Annotated in this window: 15 protein-coding genes; 14 read left to right on the top strand and 1 reads right to left on the bottom strand. The window is 63.1% G+C overall.

Going from position 1 to position 15,692, the window contains the following annotated elements:
* Positions 1-86: 86 nt before the first annotated feature.
* The 10 genes from LNV28_RS18380 to LNV28_RS18335 all read left to right on the top strand — a co-directional run bounded on the left by LNV28_RS18380 (position 87) and on the right by LNV28_RS18335 (position 8,674).
* Positions 87-668, top strand: coding sequence for a superoxide dismutase (locus LNV28_RS18380; protein WP_263519267.1), 582 nt, complete (start codon positions 87-89; stop codon positions 666-668).
* A 161-nt stretch (positions 669-829) separates the two neighbouring features.
* The gene (locus LNV28_RS18375; RefSeq protein ID WP_263519268.1) at positions 830-3,148 is read left to right on the top strand and encodes a heavy metal translocating P-type ATPase; all 2,319 of its coding nucleotides are present in this window, start codon (positions 830-832) and stop codon (positions 3,146-3,148) included.
* A 2-nt stretch (positions 3,149-3,150) separates the two neighbouring features.
* Entirely contained in the window at positions 3,151-3,351 is a 201-nt protein-coding gene (gene ccoS, locus LNV28_RS18370) for a cbb3-type cytochrome oxidase assembly protein CcoS (RefSeq protein ID WP_263519269.1), read from the top strand.
* Positions 3,352-3,372: 21 nt separating this feature from the next.
* Complete coding sequence (gene ccoN / locus LNV28_RS18365; protein ID WP_263519270.1) at positions 3,373-4,818, top strand: cytochrome-c oxidase, cbb3-type subunit I; 1,446 nt, start codon at positions 3,373-3,375, stop codon at positions 4,816-4,818.
* Between the two features lie 34 nt (positions 4,819-4,852).
* Entirely contained in the window at positions 4,853-5,476 is a 624-nt protein-coding gene (gene ccoO, locus LNV28_RS18360) for a cytochrome-c oxidase, cbb3-type subunit II (RefSeq protein WP_263519271.1), read from the top strand.
* Positions 5,477-5,497: 21 nt separating this feature from the next.
* Entirely contained in the window at positions 5,498-5,653 is a 156-nt protein-coding gene (locus LNV28_RS18355; protein ID WP_263519272.1) for a cbb3-type cytochrome oxidase subunit 3, read from the top strand.
* Positions 5,650-6,561: a cytochrome-c oxidase, cbb3-type subunit III gene (gene ccoP / locus LNV28_RS18350; RefSeq protein WP_263519273.1), complete on the top strand. Its 912-nt coding sequence runs from the start codon at positions 5,650-5,652 to the stop codon at positions 6,559-6,561. Before LNV28_RS18355 ends, ccoP begins: the two co-directional genes overlap by 4 nt.
* A gap of 2 nt (positions 6,562-6,563) precedes the next feature.
* Positions 6,564-8,078 carry a cytochrome c oxidase accessory protein CcoG gene (gene ccoG / locus LNV28_RS18345; RefSeq protein WP_263519274.1) on the top strand — a complete coding sequence of 505 codons (1,515 nt, stop codon included), beginning with the start codon at positions 6,564-6,566 and terminating at the stop codon, positions 8,076-8,078.
* Between the two features lie 37 nt (positions 8,079-8,115).
* Entirely contained in the window at positions 8,116-8,370 is a 255-nt protein-coding gene (locus LNV28_RS18340; protein ID WP_263519275.1) for a hypothetical protein, read from the top strand.
* A 1-nt stretch (position 8,371) separates the two neighbouring features.
* Positions 8,372-8,674: a hypothetical protein gene (locus tag LNV28_RS18335; RefSeq protein ID WP_263519276.1), complete on the top strand. Its 303-nt coding sequence runs from the start codon at positions 8,372-8,374 to the stop codon at positions 8,672-8,674.
* Positions 8,675-8,762: 88 nt separating this feature from the next.
* Here LNV28_RS18335 and fnr read toward each other — a convergent pair whose 3' ends face one another.
* The gene (fnr, locus tag LNV28_RS18330; RefSeq protein WP_263519277.1) at positions 8,763-9,497 is read right to left on the bottom strand and encodes a fumarate/nitrate reduction transcriptional regulator Fnr; all 735 of its coding nucleotides are present in this window, start codon (positions 9,495-9,497) and stop codon (positions 8,763-8,765) included.
* A 182-nt stretch (positions 9,498-9,679) separates the two neighbouring features.
* On the opposite strand from fnr, the gene hemN reads away from it, so the two are divergent.
* From hemN to icd, 4 genes are all read left to right on the top strand, one after another.
* A complete protein-coding gene (gene hemN, locus LNV28_RS18325) occupies positions 9,680-11,122 on the top strand; it encodes an oxygen-independent coproporphyrinogen III oxidase (protein ID WP_263519278.1) in 1,443 nt (480 codons plus the stop codon).
* Positions 11,123-11,127: 5 nt separating this feature from the next.
* Positions 11,128-11,826: a sulfite exporter TauE/SafE family protein gene (locus LNV28_RS18320; protein ID WP_263519279.1), complete on the top strand. Its 699-nt coding sequence runs from the start codon at positions 11,128-11,130 to the stop codon at positions 11,824-11,826.
* 138 nt (positions 11,827-11,964) lie between these two features.
* Positions 11,965-14,202 (top strand): NADP-dependent isocitrate dehydrogenase, encoded by a 2,238-nt coding sequence (locus tag LNV28_RS18315; RefSeq protein WP_263519280.1) that lies wholly within the window; start codon positions 11,965-11,967, stop codon positions 14,200-14,202.
* Between the two features lie 138 nt (positions 14,203-14,340).
* Complete coding sequence (gene icd / locus LNV28_RS18310) at positions 14,341-15,594, top strand: NADP-dependent isocitrate dehydrogenase (protein WP_263519281.1); 1,254 nt, start codon at positions 14,341-14,343, stop codon at positions 15,592-15,594.
* Positions 15,595-15,692 lie beyond the last annotated feature (98 nt).

Raw genomic sequence — 15,692 nt, 5'->3', positions numbered from 1 at the left:
AAAGGCAGCCAGCCTGCCTACAATCGCCCGCAAAGTCGTTTCACCCCCGCCTTTTTCTTTTCTCAATACTGCCCTGAGGAGTTGATATGGAACATCTGTTGCCCGCACTGCCCTATGCCAAGGACGCCCTGGCCCCTCACTACAGCGCCGAGACGCTGGAGTTCCACCATGGCAAGCACCACAACGCTTATGTGGTCAACCTGAACAATCTGCAAAAGGGCACCGAGTTCGAAGCCCTGAGCCTGGAAGAGATCGTCAAGAAGTCCAGCGGCCCGATCTACAACAACGCCGCCCAGATCTGGAACCACACCTTCTTCTGGAACTGCATGAAGCCCAATGGCGGCGGCGCACCGACCGGCGCTTTGGCCGAGGCCATCAACGCCAAGTGGGGCAGCCTGGACGCCTTCAAGGAAGCCTTCACCAAGAGCGCCGTGGGCAACTTCGGTTCCGGCTGGACCTGGCTGGTGAAGAAGGCCGACGGTTCGCTGGACATCGTCAACACCGGCGCTGCCGGCACGCCGCTGACCACCGCTGACACCGCTCTGTTGACCATCGACGTGTGGGAGCACGCTTACTACATCGACTACCGCAATCTGCGCCCCAAGTTCGTCGAGACCTTCCTGAACAGCTTGGTCAACTGGGACTTCGCTCAGGCCAATTTCGCTTGAGCTCTTGAGATGAAGTCTGGCGGCTTGACCGCCACCCCTTGAAAGCCGGCCTTGTGCCGGCTTTTTCGTGGGGTCTGTGCGGCACGCAAGCGACATGGGCTTGATAAATGTCATGACGATGGGGGCGGGCGTGACCTAGATTACGTTCATCCCGCCGCCCTATGACTTCCGCCATCGCCTCCCTCCCCACGATCAGCGCCGCAGTGCAGGCGCTGGATGACCCTGACTTGCTGGCGCCCTTCACGCGTTGGTTGCCCGCGGCGCCAGCCGAGGCCTCGCCGGCTCTGGCTGAATCGCAGTTCCAGCTGTCCGGCCTGCACTGTGCCGCCTGCGCCGGCATCATCGAGCGCGCCTTGCAAGTGCAGCCTGGTGTTGTCGGTGCCACGGTCAATGCCGCCAGTGCCCGCCTGACGCTGCGCTGGCGCCCAGAGCAGACGCGCTTGGCGGACTTGCTGGCCAGCATCGAGCGCAGCGGCTATGGCGCCGCCCCCGATGTCGCCGCCCCGGCCCGGGCTTTGCGCGAGCGCGAGCAGCGTCAGGCGGTCTGGCGCTTGTTCGTGGCGGCTTTTCTGATGATGCAGGTCATGATGATGGCCGCGCCGGCCTATTTTGCCGAGCCCGGCGATCTGAGTCCCGATCTGGCCCGTCTGCTGCAGTGGGCCAGCTGGGTGCTCAGCCTGCCGGTGCTGCTGTTCTCGGCCGGGCCTTTCTTTCGCGGCGCTTGGCTTCAGCTGCGCGCCCGCCGCTTAGGTATGGACGTGCCGGTGGCGCTGGGTTTGGCCGTCACCTTTGTGGCCAGCAGCGGAGCCTTGTTCGAGCCCGGCGGCGTGTTTGGCCATGAGGTTTACTTCGACTCGCTGACCATGTTCGTCAGCTTCTTGCTGGCCGGGCGCTGGCTGGAGCTGCGGGCGCGGCACCGGGCGGCTGCGAGCCTGGAGGCGGCCAACTCGGCCTTGCCCGATGCCGTTGAGCGCATCGAGGCCGATGGTTCGGTCAGCCGCGTCGCACCCATGCGTCTGCGCGTCGGTGATCTGGTGCGGGTCTTGGCTGGCCAGGCTTTTCCGGCCGACGGTCGAGTGGAAGGTGGCAGCAGCGCTGCCAACGAGGCCTTGCTGAGTGGCGAGTCCCTGCCGGTGGCGAAGGCCGCGGGTGATGAGGTGGTCGCTGCCAGTCTGAATCTGCAGGCGCCCTTGCTGGTGCGCATCAGCCGGGTGGGCGCGGACACGCGGCATGAGGCGATTCAACGCCTGATGCGTGAGGCCATGAGCCAGCGCCCCGCTTCCATCGAGTTGGCCGACCGGGTGGCGGGCTATTTCCTGTGGGCGGTGCTGCTGCTCGCGGGCGCCGCGGCCATGGTGTGGAGTGTCATCGAGCCCGGCCGTGCGGTCTGGGTGGCTGTCTCGGTGCTGATCGTCACCTGCCCCTGTGCCTTGTCCTTGGCTGCGCCGGCTGCGCGGCTGGCGGCCACCGGGGCCTTGGCCCGGCGTGGTCTGCTGCTGGTGAATATGGATCTGCTGGAAACCTTGTGCAAGGTCGACACGGTGGTGCTGGACAAGACCGGCACCTTGACCGAGGACCGCATGGCCTTGCTGGCGCAGGCGGCCAGCGAACCCGCGGGCGAGGCCACCTTGCTGGCGGCGGCGCGCAGTTTGGCGCGGCAGTCGCAGCATCCTTTTTCGCGCGCCTTGGTGCAAAGTGGGTCAGCACAGCCGGCCGCAGAGGATGAAATTGTGGGGGGCGAGCCAGCCTGGCAGCAGGTGCAGGAATCACCCGGCCGTGGCCTCCAGGCGCAGGACGCCCAAGGTCGGGTCTGGCGCCTGGGCGCGCCGGCCTGGGTGGCTTCCGCGGAGGCGCTCGCGGCCTTGCCCGAGCGCTTGCGTGCCGAGGCTCAGCTGGCTTTTGGCCAGCCCGAGGGTCAGGTCTTGCTGATGCAGTTCGGGGAAGTCTTGCGTGCTGATGCCTGCGAGGCGGTGCAGCAGCTCCATGCCCTGGGTTTGAACACTTGCCTGCTGTCGGGCGACGCGCCCGAGCGCGCCGAGGCGTTGGCCCGCCAAGCCGGCCTGCAGCGGGCCGTGGGCGGCGCCAGCCCTGAGCGCAAGCTCGCTGAAGTGCAAGGTCTGCAGGAGGCTGGGCATTGCGTGCTGATGGTGGGGGACGGCATCAACGATGCGCCCGTGCTGGCGCGGGCCGATGCCAGTGTGGTGATGGGGCAGGGCGCCATGTTGGCCCGCGCCAGCGCCGATGCCTTGCTGCTGTCCGGCCGCTTGATGGATCTGGTGCTGCTGCGGCGCTTGGCCTTGCGCACGCGCCGCATCATCCGGCAGAACCTGGCCTGGGCCGCCGCCTACAACGCGGCCTGCATTCCTTTGGCCTTGACCGGCTATCTGCCTCCCTGGGCCGCGGGCCTGGGCATGGCCGGCAGCTCGGTCTGGGTGGTCTTGAACGCGCAGCGTCTGGCGCGCAATCTGAGCGGACGCTGAGCATGGAAGTTCTGTATCTCTTGATCCCGGTGTCGGTGCTGCTGGTGCTGGTGATCGTCGGTGTGTTCGGGTGGGCAATTAACAACGGCCAGCTCGATGATCTGGAGCGCGAAGGCGTTCGTATTCTTGAAGAAGTTGCGGGGGTTGATGAAGGTCAATCTCCGTCGTCGGGCGCTGGCAAAGAATCGCCCTCGTCAAACTAAAAGCTGCAAGGAGCCAAAACAATGGCAAAGACTGCTGCGCCGGACATCGCTTCCGGAGGCGTATATGAGGATGGTGTAGTGCGTGCCTTTGCACTCGCCGCCGTCCTATGGGGTGTTGTGGGCATGTTGGTGGGGGTGATCATTGCCGCCCAGCTGACCTGGCCCGAACTCAATCTGGGCATTCCATGGCTGAGCTATGGCCGCCTGCGACCGCTGCACACCAATGCGGTGATCTTTGCGTTCGGCGGTTGCACGCTGTTCGCCACTGCCTACCACGTGGTGCAGCGCACCGGACAGACGCGCCTGTTCGCGCCCGGCCTGGCCTGGTTCACTTTCTGGGGCTGGCAGTTGGTCATCCTCTCGGCTGCGATCACCTTGCCCCTGGGTATCACCAGCGGCAAAGAGTATGCCGAGCTGGAGTGGCCGATCGACATCTTGATCACCCTGGTCTGGGTCTCGTATGCGGTGGTGTTCTTCGGCACCGTCGGTACCCGCAAGGTCAAGCACATCTATGTGGCCAACTGGTTCTTCGGCGCCTTCATCATCGCCGTGGCCCTGCTGCATCTGGTCAACAGTGCCGCCATCCCGGTCTCGCTGTTCAAGAGCTACTCGGCCTATGCCGGCGTGCAGGACGCGATGGTGCAATGGTGGTACGGCCACAATGCCGTGGGCTTCTTCCTGACTGCAGGTTTCCTGGGCATGATGTACTACTACATCCCCAAGCAAGCCGGCCGCCCGGTCTACAGCTACCGCCTGTCCATCGTCCACTTCTGGGCGCTGATCTTCACCTATATGTGGGCGGGCCCGCACCATCTGCACTACACCGCGCTGCCGGACTGGGCGCAATCGGTGGGCATGGTGTTCTCCCTGGTGCTGCTGGCTCCCAGCTGGGGCGGCATGATCAACGGCATCATGACCCTGAGCGGTGCCTGGCACAAGCTGCGTGACGACCCGATCCTGAAGTTCCTGATCGTGTCCCTGTCCTTCTACGGCATGTCGACCTTCGAAGGTCCGATGATGTCCATCAAGACAGTGAACGCCCTGAGCCACTACACCGACTGGACCATTGGCCACGTGCACTCCGGCGCCTTGGGCTGGGTGGGTCTGATCTCCATGGGTTCGCTCTATCACCTGATCCCGCGCATGTTCGGCCGCACCGAGATGTACTCGAAGAAGGCCATCGAGCTGCACTTCTGGATCGCCACCCTGGGCATCGTGCTCTACATCGCCGCGATGTGGATTGCCGGTGTGATGCAAGGCCTGATGTGGCGTGCAGTCAACCCGGACGGCAGCCTGGTCTACACCTTTGTCGAAAGCGTCAAGGCCACCTATCCCTTCTATGTGATCCGTTTGCTGGGTGGCGTGCTCTACCTGGGCGGCATGTTGGTGATGGCCTGGAACGTGGTGAAGACGGTGCAAGTGGGCCGTGCCGTCAAGGCACCGATCCCCACCTTGGTGGCCGCCTGAAGCGCTGAACGCTAGAACCTAGGAGAAATACAAAATGGCATCCACAGAACACAAGTCCAGTGGCCACCAACGCATCGAGACCAGCAATTTCTTGATGATCGTGCTGGTGCTGCTGACGGTGATCGCCGGTGGCGCGGTGGAAATCGTGCCGCTGTTCTTCCAGCGCTCGACCACCGAAGCCACCCCGGGCCTCAAGCCCTACACGCCGCTGCAGCTGGCCGGCCGGGACGTCTACATCCGCGAGGGTTGCTACAACTGCCACTCGCAGATGATCCGCCCCTTCCGCTCGGAGACGCTGCGCTACGGCCACTACTCAACCGCCGGTGAATTCGTCTACGACCACCCCTTCCAGTGGGGCAGCAAGCGAACCGGCCCTGACCTGCACCGTGTGGGTGGCAAGTACAGCGATGAATGGCACCGCATTCACTTGATCAACCCGCGTGATCTGGTGCCCGAATCGAACATGCCGGCCTACCCCTGGTTGGCCACGGCTGCCCTGAATCCGGCCGACATGGCGCCCAAGATGAAGGCCCTGCGCACCGTGGGCGTGCCCTACACCGACGCTGAAATCAGCGCTGCGGCCGACGAGGTCAAGGGCAAGACCGAAATGGAAGCTGTGATTGCTTATCTGCAAGTGCTCGGCACTTCGCTGAAGTAATAGGCAAGAAGGAGATCCGCAATGGATATCAATAGCTTGAGAACGGCGGTGACCCTGCTGTCACTGCTGGTGTTCCTGGTGATCGTGGTCTGGGCCTATTCCAGCCGCAACAAGGCGCACTTTGATGATCTGGCCGGCATGGCCTTGCAAGACGAAGCCGATGGGAGGCCTCAATGAGTGATTTTTTCTCTGATGGTTGGTCCATGTTCGTGGCTGGCACGACGATCGCAGGCCTGGTGTTCTGCATCGTTCTGCTGCTGATCGCCGCTCGCCATCGCGTCATGGCCAGCGACAACAGCACCGGCCATGTCTGGGACGAAGACCTGCGCGAGATGAACAACCCGCTGCCGCGCTGGTGGGCCATCCTGTTCGTGCTGACCGTGGTGTTCGCCGGTATCTACCTAGCCGCCTATCCGGGTCTGGGTAGCAGCAAGGGTTCGCTGGGTTGGTCCAGCGCCGGGCAGTACCAGAAGGAGCAGGATGACGCGCACAAGGCCATGAGTGCGCTCTACGCCAAGTTCACCGGCAAGCCGGTTGAACAGCTGGCTCAGAACAGTGAGGCCATGGCCATTGGTGAGCGTCTGTTCGCCAACAACTGCGCCAGTTGCCATGGCTCGGACGCCAAGGGCAGCAAGGGTTTCCCCAACCTGACTGACAGCGACTGGCTCTACGGCGGTTCGCATGAAGTCATCGTGCAGACCATCACCAATGGCCGCAACGGCGTCATGCCTCCCATGGCCGCCGCCGTCGGTACTGCCGAAGATGTGCGCAATCTGGCCAACTATGTGCTGAGCCTGTCGGGCAGCGCCCATAACTCGATCGCCGCGCAGAAGGGCAAGGAGAAGTTCATGGCCTGTGCCGCCTGCCATGGTGCCGACGGCAAGGGCAATCAGGCTCTGGGTGCGCCCAATCTGACCGACAAGATCTGGTTGCACGGCTGGGGTGAGGATGCGGTGATGGCCATGATCAACAATGGCAAGAACAATATGATGCCGGCCCAATCCACACGCCTGACTCCGGAGCAGATCCAGGTTCTGGGTGCCTATGTCTGGAGTCTGTCCAGCAAGACGGCAGTCGCCCCCTGACCATGACTGAAGCCCGGGCAGTCCCGCCGGCGCCGCGTGTCGGACCGGCCATTTCTCCCTCCGCGTCTGCCGCCCAGGCGGCGGGCGAGGATGCGGTGGTGGAAATCGTCTCGCTCTACGCAGCGCAGAAGAAGATCTACCCTCGCGCCGTGTCCGGCCTCTTCGCCAGCTGGCGTTGGGGCTTGGTCTGGTTCACGCAGATCTTGTTCTATGGTCTGCCCTGGCTGCTCTGGAACGACCGGCAGGCTGTGCTCTTCGAGCTCGCCAGCCGGCGTTTTTACATTTTTGGCCTGGTCCTGTACCCGCAGGATTTCATCTACTTGACCGGCCTGCTCTTGATCTCGGCCTATGCCTTGTTCCTGTTCACGGCCGTGGCTGGGCGCTTGTGGTGCGGCTATGCCTGCCCGCAGACGGTCTACACCGAGATCTTTCTCTGGATCGAACGCCAGTTCGAGGGTGACCGCCAGGCGCGCATGAAGCTTGATGCTTCACCCTGGGGCTTGAATAAGCTCTGGCGCAAGGGTGGCAAGCAGGCGGTGTGGATCACCGTCGCTTTGTGGACCGGCTTCACCTTCGTCGGCTATTTCACGCCCATTAAATCGCTGTGGGCCGAGGCCTTCACGCTCAGCTTCGGTCCCTGGGAATGGTTCTGGGTGCTGTTCTACGCTTTTGCCACCTACGGCTTCGCCGGCTTCATGCGCGAGCAGGTCTGCAAGTACATGTGTCCCTATGCGCGCTTCCAGAGCGCCATGTTCGACAAGGACACGCTGATCATTAGCTACGACACCGAGCGCGGCGAGCCGCGCGGTTCGCGCAGCAAGAAAGCCAGCGTGGACGAGGTCAAGGCCGCCGGACTGGGTTCATGCATCGACTGCACCTTGTGTGTGCAGGTGTGCCCCACTGGCATCGACATCCGCCAAGGCTTGCAGTACGAATGCATCGGCTGCGCCGCTTGCATCGACGTCTGCGACGGCGTGATGGACAAGATGAACTACCCGCGTGGCCTGATCCGCTACGACACCCAGAACGGCCTGCAGCAGCATCTGAGCCCGGCGCAAAAACTGCGCCGTATGTTCCGCCCGCGCGTGGTGATCTACACCGTGGTGCTGTTTGTCTTGTGCACGGCCTTGCTGGCCAGCCTGCTGTTCTTGCGCAGCCCCGTCAAGCTCGATGTGGTGCGCGACCGCGGTGTGCTGGCACGCGTGGTGGAAGACGGTTATGTCGAGAACCTCTACCGTCTGCAGGTCATGAACGCGACCGAGCAGACCCATCGCTACCGTGTCACGGTCAGTGGTCTGGAGGGCATCAAGTTGGAGAAGGCGGTCGAGCTGAGCGTGGCGCCGGCCGAGGCGCGCTGGCTGACGCTGTCGGTGCGAGTGCCGCCCGAGACGGCGGCACGTGCTGCCCAGGATCACAAGGGCTCGCATGGCATCGAGTTCCAGTTGCGCAGCCAGGATGGCGGCCAAGCCGGAGCCACCGTGGTGCACGAAAAATCAACCTTTATCGTGCCGCGCTGAACGCCGGCTCGCACAAGCACAGTCAGGAGACATACCCATGAGCCAGAACCTGAATCTCGATGCCCAAGCCCCGCAGGACAAGCCGGCCGGCTGGTGGCGTACCCCCATGATGTGGCTGGTCGTTGGCGGGCCCGCGCTGGTGATCGTCGCCAGCTTTGTGACCTTGAGCCTGGCCATCAGTCACCCCGATCCGGTGCTGGAAGAGAAGGTGGTGGCCAACAAAGCCAGTGGCGCCAAGGCCTTGCTGCCGGCTCGGGAGGCACGCAACCACGCCGCCACCGGCGGACAGTGAAATGGACAGCGCTGATCGCTCCGCGTCGGCCGTCCCCAAGCTCAGCAGCCGCTGGGCCATGGCGGTGGCCTGGCCATCGTTCTTCATGGCCGGGGTGATGGAGGCGCTGGTGTTTGCCGTCATCGATCCCAGTGATCTGACTTGGTTCGGCGCTGAGCGGCTGGACTGGTCGCGCCAGGCGGTCTACACCGTCAGTTTCATGATCTTATGGCTGGTGATCAGCCTCTCGGCCAGCGTCAGTGTGATGCTGGCGACCTTGCCGGATCTGCCCGAAGACGCCCATCCGCGCGGCTGGCCGCGCTGAGCGCCGCAGCAGACCCAGGCGCCAGGGCGTGCATGAAACAAAAAGGCCTTCGGAATTCCGAAGGCCTTTTGCTTGGAGGCGTTTCGTCTCAACAAGTGCTGTTATTGACCAGCTTCTGTAGGCCTGCTTGGTCGAGGATGCGCAGATGGCGCTGCTTCACTTCGAGCAGGCCCTCTTCCTGGAATTTGGAGAAAGTGCGGCTGACGGTTTCCAGCTTCAGGCCGAGATAACTGCCAATTTCCTCGCGCGTCATACGCAGCACCAGGGCGGCGGCGGAGAATCCGCGCGCCTGCAGGCGCTGGGTCAGGTTGAGCAGGAATGCGGCCAGGCGCTCTTCCGCACGCATGCTGCCCAGCAGCAGCATCACGCCGTGATCGCGCACGATCTCGCGGCTCATGATCTTGTGGAACTGACGCTGCAGGTCGGTGAACTCGCGGGACAGTTCTTCAAGCTGCTCGAAGGGGATCACGCAGACTTGCGAGTCTTCCAGCGCGACAGCGTCACAGCTGTGGCGGTCGGTGCTGATACCGTCCAGGCCCAACAACTCGCCGGCCATCTGGAAGCCGGTGACTTGGTCGCGTCCGTCTTCCGAGGACACGCAGGTTTTGAAGAAGCCGGTGCGCACGGCGTAAAGCGACTGGAATTCATCGCCGCTGCGGAACAAGGTGTCGCCGCGCGCCACAGTACGGCGAGTGGCCACCAATTGGTCGAGCTGGTCCAAGTCACCGGAGGACAAGCCCACAGGCAGGCACAGCTCGCGCAGATTGCAGCTGGAGCAGGCGACTTTCAGGGGCTCAAACTTGATCGGGACGGTGGCGTTCATCGTGTGCTTCTTCAGGGGTTCAGCCAGCTCGGGTGAGCTGGCTCGCGCTTGTAGGACTTCCGGATTCTTGACGGACATGAGCATGATGCACCTCAAAACTTGGTGCATTGTTGTGGCGGCAAAGCGCGTCGAGCTTGATCCTAGTCAAGTCGCGCCGCCAAAGCCTTGGCAAAGTGCTGGCCATGGTACAGAACATTCAAGGCCGCGCGCGCCCGGCCCCCGAGACAAGCAACTCCGGCACTGCTTTCATCAGTGAAGAGCTGCTGCGTCGCTTCGATGTGTCCGGCCCGCGCTACACCTCGTATCCGACGGCGGACCGCTTTGTCGAGGCCTTCACGCTGGAGCAATACCAGCAGGCCCTGACGCAGCGAGCGGGTGGCTCCCAAGTTGGAGGCAACACGCCGCTGTCGCTGTACATCCACATTCCGTTCTGCGAATCGGTCTGTTATTACTGCGCTTGCAACAAGGTCATCACCAAGCACCATGACCGTGCCACCGAGTACCTGCAGGCCCTGGTCACGGAAATGGACCTGACCCTGGAGCATCTCGGTCGCGGCGCCGCAGTCTCGCAGTTGCACCTGGGCGGCGGTTCACCGACCTTTCTCAGCGATGCTGAGCTGAGCCAGCTGATGGTTGCATTGCTCGAGCGTTTCCGCCTGGCGCCCGGTGCCGAGGTGTCCATCGAGGTCGATCCGCGCACCGTGACGAACGAGCGTCTGGCCCATTTGCGTCAGCTTGGCTTCAACCGCCTGAGCTTTGGCGTGCAGGATTTCGACCCCGAGGTTCAGAAGGCGGTACATCGCCAGCAGAGCTATGAAAGTGTGGAAGCGCTGATGACGGCTGCGCGCACGCTGGGTTTCGAATCCACCAATGTGGATCTGATCTACGGCCTGCCGCTGCAGACGCCCGAGTCTTTTGCTCGCACCATCGCTCAGGTTGGCGCGCTCAAGCCGGATCGCATCGCCCTGTACGGCTACGCCCACCTGCCGCAGCGCTTCAAGCCGCAGCGGAGGATCAACGAGGCTGAGCTGCCGGTGGCGGGCGACAAGGTGACCATGCTGGCCGCGGCCATCAGCGGATTCGAGCAGCATGGCTACAGCTATATCGGCATGGATCACTTTGCCTTGGCCACGGATTCCCTGGCCGTCGCAAAGCGCCAGGGGCGGCTGCACCGCAATTTCCAGGGCTACAGCACCCAGCCCGATTGCGATTTGATTGCCCTCGGTGTGTCCGCCATTGGCCGCGTCGGTGCCAGCTACAGCCAGAACGCCAAGACCTTGGACGAGTACTACGACTCGCTGCGCCAAGGGCAGTTACCGATTCAACGCGGCCTGGCATTGACGCGCGACGACATTGTTCGCCGCGCGGCGATCATGGCGCTGATGTGCCAGGGGCGGCTGGAGTTCGAGTCGATCGAGCTGGCGCATCTTGTCGATTTCGAGAGCTATTTCCGGCCTGAGCTGGAGCGCATGCGCGGCCTGGCCGAGCAGGGTCTGGTGACGCTGGAGCCCGGGGCGATTCAGGTGACCGCCATGGGCTGGTATTTCGTGCGCGCTGTTGCTATGGTGTTTGACCGATACCTGCAAGCCGACCGCAGCCGTGAGCGCTTCTCCCGCATCATCTGACCCCCATGCTTGACGCCAGCCTGGCGGCATCAGCCGCTCTGATGGGCCTGGCGGGCACGCCGCATTGCTTGGCCATGTGCGGCGCCACCTGCGCTGCGGCCGGCGGCCGTTCGCCCTTGTCGTTTCAAATCGGCCGCTTGCTGGGTTATGTGCTCGCAGGTGCCGTGGCCGCGGCCAGCATGCAGTTGCTGGACCAGATGGGGCAAACCACCGCCCTGTTGCGGCCGCTCTGGGTGCTCGTCCATGTGGCTGCTTTTCTCTTGGGTCTGTCCCTGCTGTGGCGTGGCCGCCAGCCGGCCTGGCTGGAGCGGGTGGGGCAGGATATGGGGCGCCAGGTCGAAATCCCTGTCGCCGGCCTGCGTCGCGGTGGCCAGGCTTTGGCGGCGCCGGCGCGCGCAGGCTTGGCCGGCTTGGTCTGGGTGGCCTGGCCATGTGGTCTGCTGCAATCGGCGCTCTTGTTGGCGGCGCTGGCCTCTGGGCCGGCTCAGGGCGGGGCGATCATGGCCAGTTTCGCGCTGACCTCGGGTGCGGGCCTGGCCCTGGGGCCTTGGCTACTGAGCCGGATGGGCAGCACGCCGCTTGGTGTCGACGGTCTGCGGCTTTCGGTGCGTCTGGGTGGCTTCGGTCTGGCGGCCGCGTCGGGCTGGGCCCTGGGCCATGGGCTCTGGGCGCAGATTGCTGCAGCATGCAGCGTGCCGGCCTGAACCGGCTGGCCTGAAGCAGGCGCCGAAATGCCAAGACTTATATAAGACTTGAGTCCGCAGCGGGCGCCGCTGACTTAGAATCGGCGCCCTAATCGTTCCAACCCTTGGGCCTGATTGCTGGGCCGATCTGGATAGCATATGACCGCTTCGCACCCCACCATCATCTACACCTTGACCGACGAGGCGCCGCTATTGGCGACCGCGTCCTTCTTGCCCATCGTGCGCGCCTTCACGGCGCCGGCAGGCGTGAACGTCGAGACCAGCGACATCTCCGTGGCGGGCCGCATCCTGGGCCAGTTTCCGGAGTTCCTGAGCGAGGCACAGCGTGTGCCTGACCATCTGGCCGCGCTGGGCAAGTTGACCCTGAAGCCCGAAGCCAACATCATCAAGCTGCCCAATATCAGCGCGTCGGTGGCGCAGCTGAAGGCCGCCATCAAGGAACTGCAGGGCAAGGGTTATGCGATTCCGGACTACCCGGAAAGCCCCAAGACCGACGAAGAGAAGGACATCCGCGCACGCTACGGCAAGTGCACCGGCAGTGCCGTGAACCCGGTGCTGCGTGAGGGCAACTCGGACCGTCGCGCGCCCAAGGCCGTCAAGGAATACGCCCGCAAGAACCCGCACAGCATGGCCGACTGGAGCCAGGCCTCGCGTTCGCATGTCTCGCACATGCACAACGGCGACTTCTATCATGGCGAGAAGTCCATGACCCTGGACCGCGCCCGCAATGTCAAGATGGAGCTGATCACCAAGAGCGGCAAGACCATCGTCTTGAAGCCCAAGGTGGCGCTGCTGGACCGCGAAGTGGTCGACAGCATGTTCATGAGCAAGAAGGAACTGCTGGCCTTCTACGAGCGCGAGATCGAAGACGCGCACAAGACCGGCGTGATGTTCTCGCTGCACGTCAAGGCGACGATGATGAAGGTCTCGCACCCCATCGTTTTCGGCCACTGCGTGCGCATCTTCTATCGCGAAGCGTTCGAGAAGCACGGCAAGCTGTTCGATGAGCTGGGCATCAATGTCAACAACGGCATGGTGGACCTGTACAGCAAGATCACCTCTCTGCCGCAAAGCAAGCAGGACGAGATCAAGCGCGACTTGCACGCCTGCCACGAGCACCGGCCTGAGCTGGCCATGGTGGATTCGGCCAAGGGCATCACCAACTTCCACTCGCCCAACGACATCATCGTTGACGCTTCCATGCCGGCCATGATCCGCAATGGCGGCAAGATGTGGGGCGCTGACGGCCGCCTGAAGGACGTCAAGGCCGTGATGCCGGAGTCGACTTTCGCCCGCATTTACCAGGAGATCATCAACTTCTGCAAATGGCATGGCGCCTTCGACCCCAAGACCATGGGCACCGTGCCCAATGTCGGCCTGATGGCCCAGCAGGCCGAGGAATACGGCTCGCACGACAAGACCTTTGAGATCGCCGAAGACGGCGTTGCCAACATCACTGACCTGGATACGGGCGAAGTGCTGATGAGCCAGAACGTGGAGCAGGGCGACATCTGGCGCATGTGCCAGTGCAAGGACGCCGCCATCCGTGACTGGGTCAAGCTGGCCGTCAACCGCGCGCGCAACTCAGGCATGCCCGTGGTGTTCTGGCTGGATCAGTACCGCCCGCATGAGGCTCAGCTGATCACCAAGGTCAAGATGTATCTGCACGAGCACAACACGGCCGGCCTGGACATCCAGATCATGAGCCAGGTGCGCGCCATGCGTTACACCCTGGAGCGTGTGATCCGCGGCCTGGACACCATCAGCGCCACCGGCAACATCCTGCGCGACTACCTGACCGATTTGTTCCCCATCATGGAGCTGGGCACCTCGGCCAAGATGCTGTCCATCGTGCCTTTGATGGCAGGCGGCGGCATGTATGAAACCGGTGCCGGCGGCTCGGCGCCCAAGCATGTGCAGCAGCTGGTGGAAGAAAACCATCTGCGCTGGGATTCGCTCGGCGAGTTCCTGGCCCTGGCCGTGAGCCTGGAGGACCTGGGCCTGAAGAACGGCAACGCCAAGGCCAAGCTGCTGGCCAAGACGCTGGACGCCGCCACGGGCCAACTGCTGGACAACAACAAGAACCCCAGCCCCAAGACCGGTCAGCTGGACAACCGCGGCAGCCAGTTTTACCTGGCCTTGTACTGGGCCCAGGCTTTGGTTGCACAGACCGAGGATGCCGAATTGGCAGCCAAGTTTGCTCCGCTGGCCAAGGCGCTGACCGAACAAGAAGGCACCATCGTGGCCGAGCTGGCGGCGGTGCAGGGCAAGCCGGCGGATATCGGTGGCTACTACATGCCTGATATGGCCAAGCTGGCCGAGGTGATGCGCCCGAGCGCGACCCTCAATGCGGCGCTTGCGGCCATCACGGCCTGATCCTTCGAGGGTCCCCTGACAAAGCCGGCGCCTTGACGCCGGCTTTGTCTTTCATCCCGGTCCGGCGCGCGATTGCCGCTAGAATTTTTGGCTGCTTTCAGCGCGACGGCATCCCGTCCAATTCGGAGACATTCCCCCATGTACCAGCACATCCAGATCCCTGAGCAGGGTTCCAAAATCACGGTCAACGCCGACATGTCGCTCAATGTGCCGGACGAGCCCGTGGTTCCGTATATCGAGGGGGATGGCACCGGTTTGGACATCACGCCGGTCATGCTCAAGGTGGTGGACGCGGCGGTGGCCAAGGCTTATGGCGGCAAGAAGAAGATCCACTGGATGGAGGTCTTTGCCGGTGAGAAGGCCACCCGCGTCTACGGCCCCGACGTCTGGCTGCCGGCGGAAACCCTGGATGTCTTGCGCGAGTACGTGGTGTCGATCAAGGGACCCTTGACCACGCCCGTGGGCGGCGGCATCCGCTCGCTCAATGTGGCCCTGCGCCAAGAGCTCGATCTCTACGTCTGTCTGCGCCCAGTGCAGTACTTCAAGGGCGTGCCTTCGCCGCTGAAGGAGCCGGAGAAAACCAATATGGTGATCTTCCGCGAGAACTCCGAAGACATCTACGCAGGCATCGAGTACGAGGCCGAGAGCGACAAGGCCAAGAAGCTGATCAAGTTCTTGCAGGATGAGATGGGTGTCACCAAGATCCGGTTCCCGAACACCTCGGGCATCGGCATCAAGCCCGTGTCACGCGAAGGCACCGAGCGTCTGGTGCGCAAGGCCATCCAGTACGCGATCGACAACGACAAGCCCAGTGTCACCATCGTGCACAAGGGCAACATCATGAAGTACACCGAAGGTGGCTTCCGTGACTGGGCCTATGCCCTGGCGCAGAAGGAGTTCGGCGCCGAGTTGATCGACGGCGGCCCCTGGTGCCGTTTCATCAGCCCGAAGAGCGGCAAGCCCATCACCATCAAGGATTCGATCGCCGACGCTTTCTTGCAGCAGATCTTGCTGCGCCCTGCTGAGTATTCGGTGGTGGCCACGCTGAACCTCAATGGCGACTACATCTCTGACGCCCTGGCTGCTCAAGTGGGCGGCATCGGCATTGCGCCCGGCGCCAATATGTCGGATTCGGTGGCCTGCTTCGAAGCCACCCACGGCACGGCGCCCAAGTACGCCGGCAAGGACTATGTCAATCCGGGCAGCGAGATCCTCTCGGCCGAAATGATGTTGCGCCATATGGGCTGGACTGAAGCCGCCGACGTGATCATCCGTTCGCTGGAAGCGGCCATCGCCAGCAAGAAGGTCACCTATGACTTCGCGCGCCTGATGGACGGCGCGGTTCAAGTGTCATGCTCTGGCTTCGGGCAGGTCATGATCGATCAGATGTAAATCTGGCAGCGCGCTAACCAGCTCGCCCTCGCCAAGAAAAAAAGGCCCGCAAATGCGGGCCTTTTTGCTTGAAGGCCGGCCATGTTCGTGGCCGGTCT

Source organism: Paucibacter sp. DJ2R-2 (assembly GCF_025717675.1).
Classification (GTDB): domain Bacteria; phylum Pseudomonadota; class Gammaproteobacteria; order Burkholderiales; family Burkholderiaceae_C; genus Paucibacter_A.
Note: the sequence above shows the minus strand (reverse complement) of the source record. Positions and strands in the feature narration are given on the sequence as shown.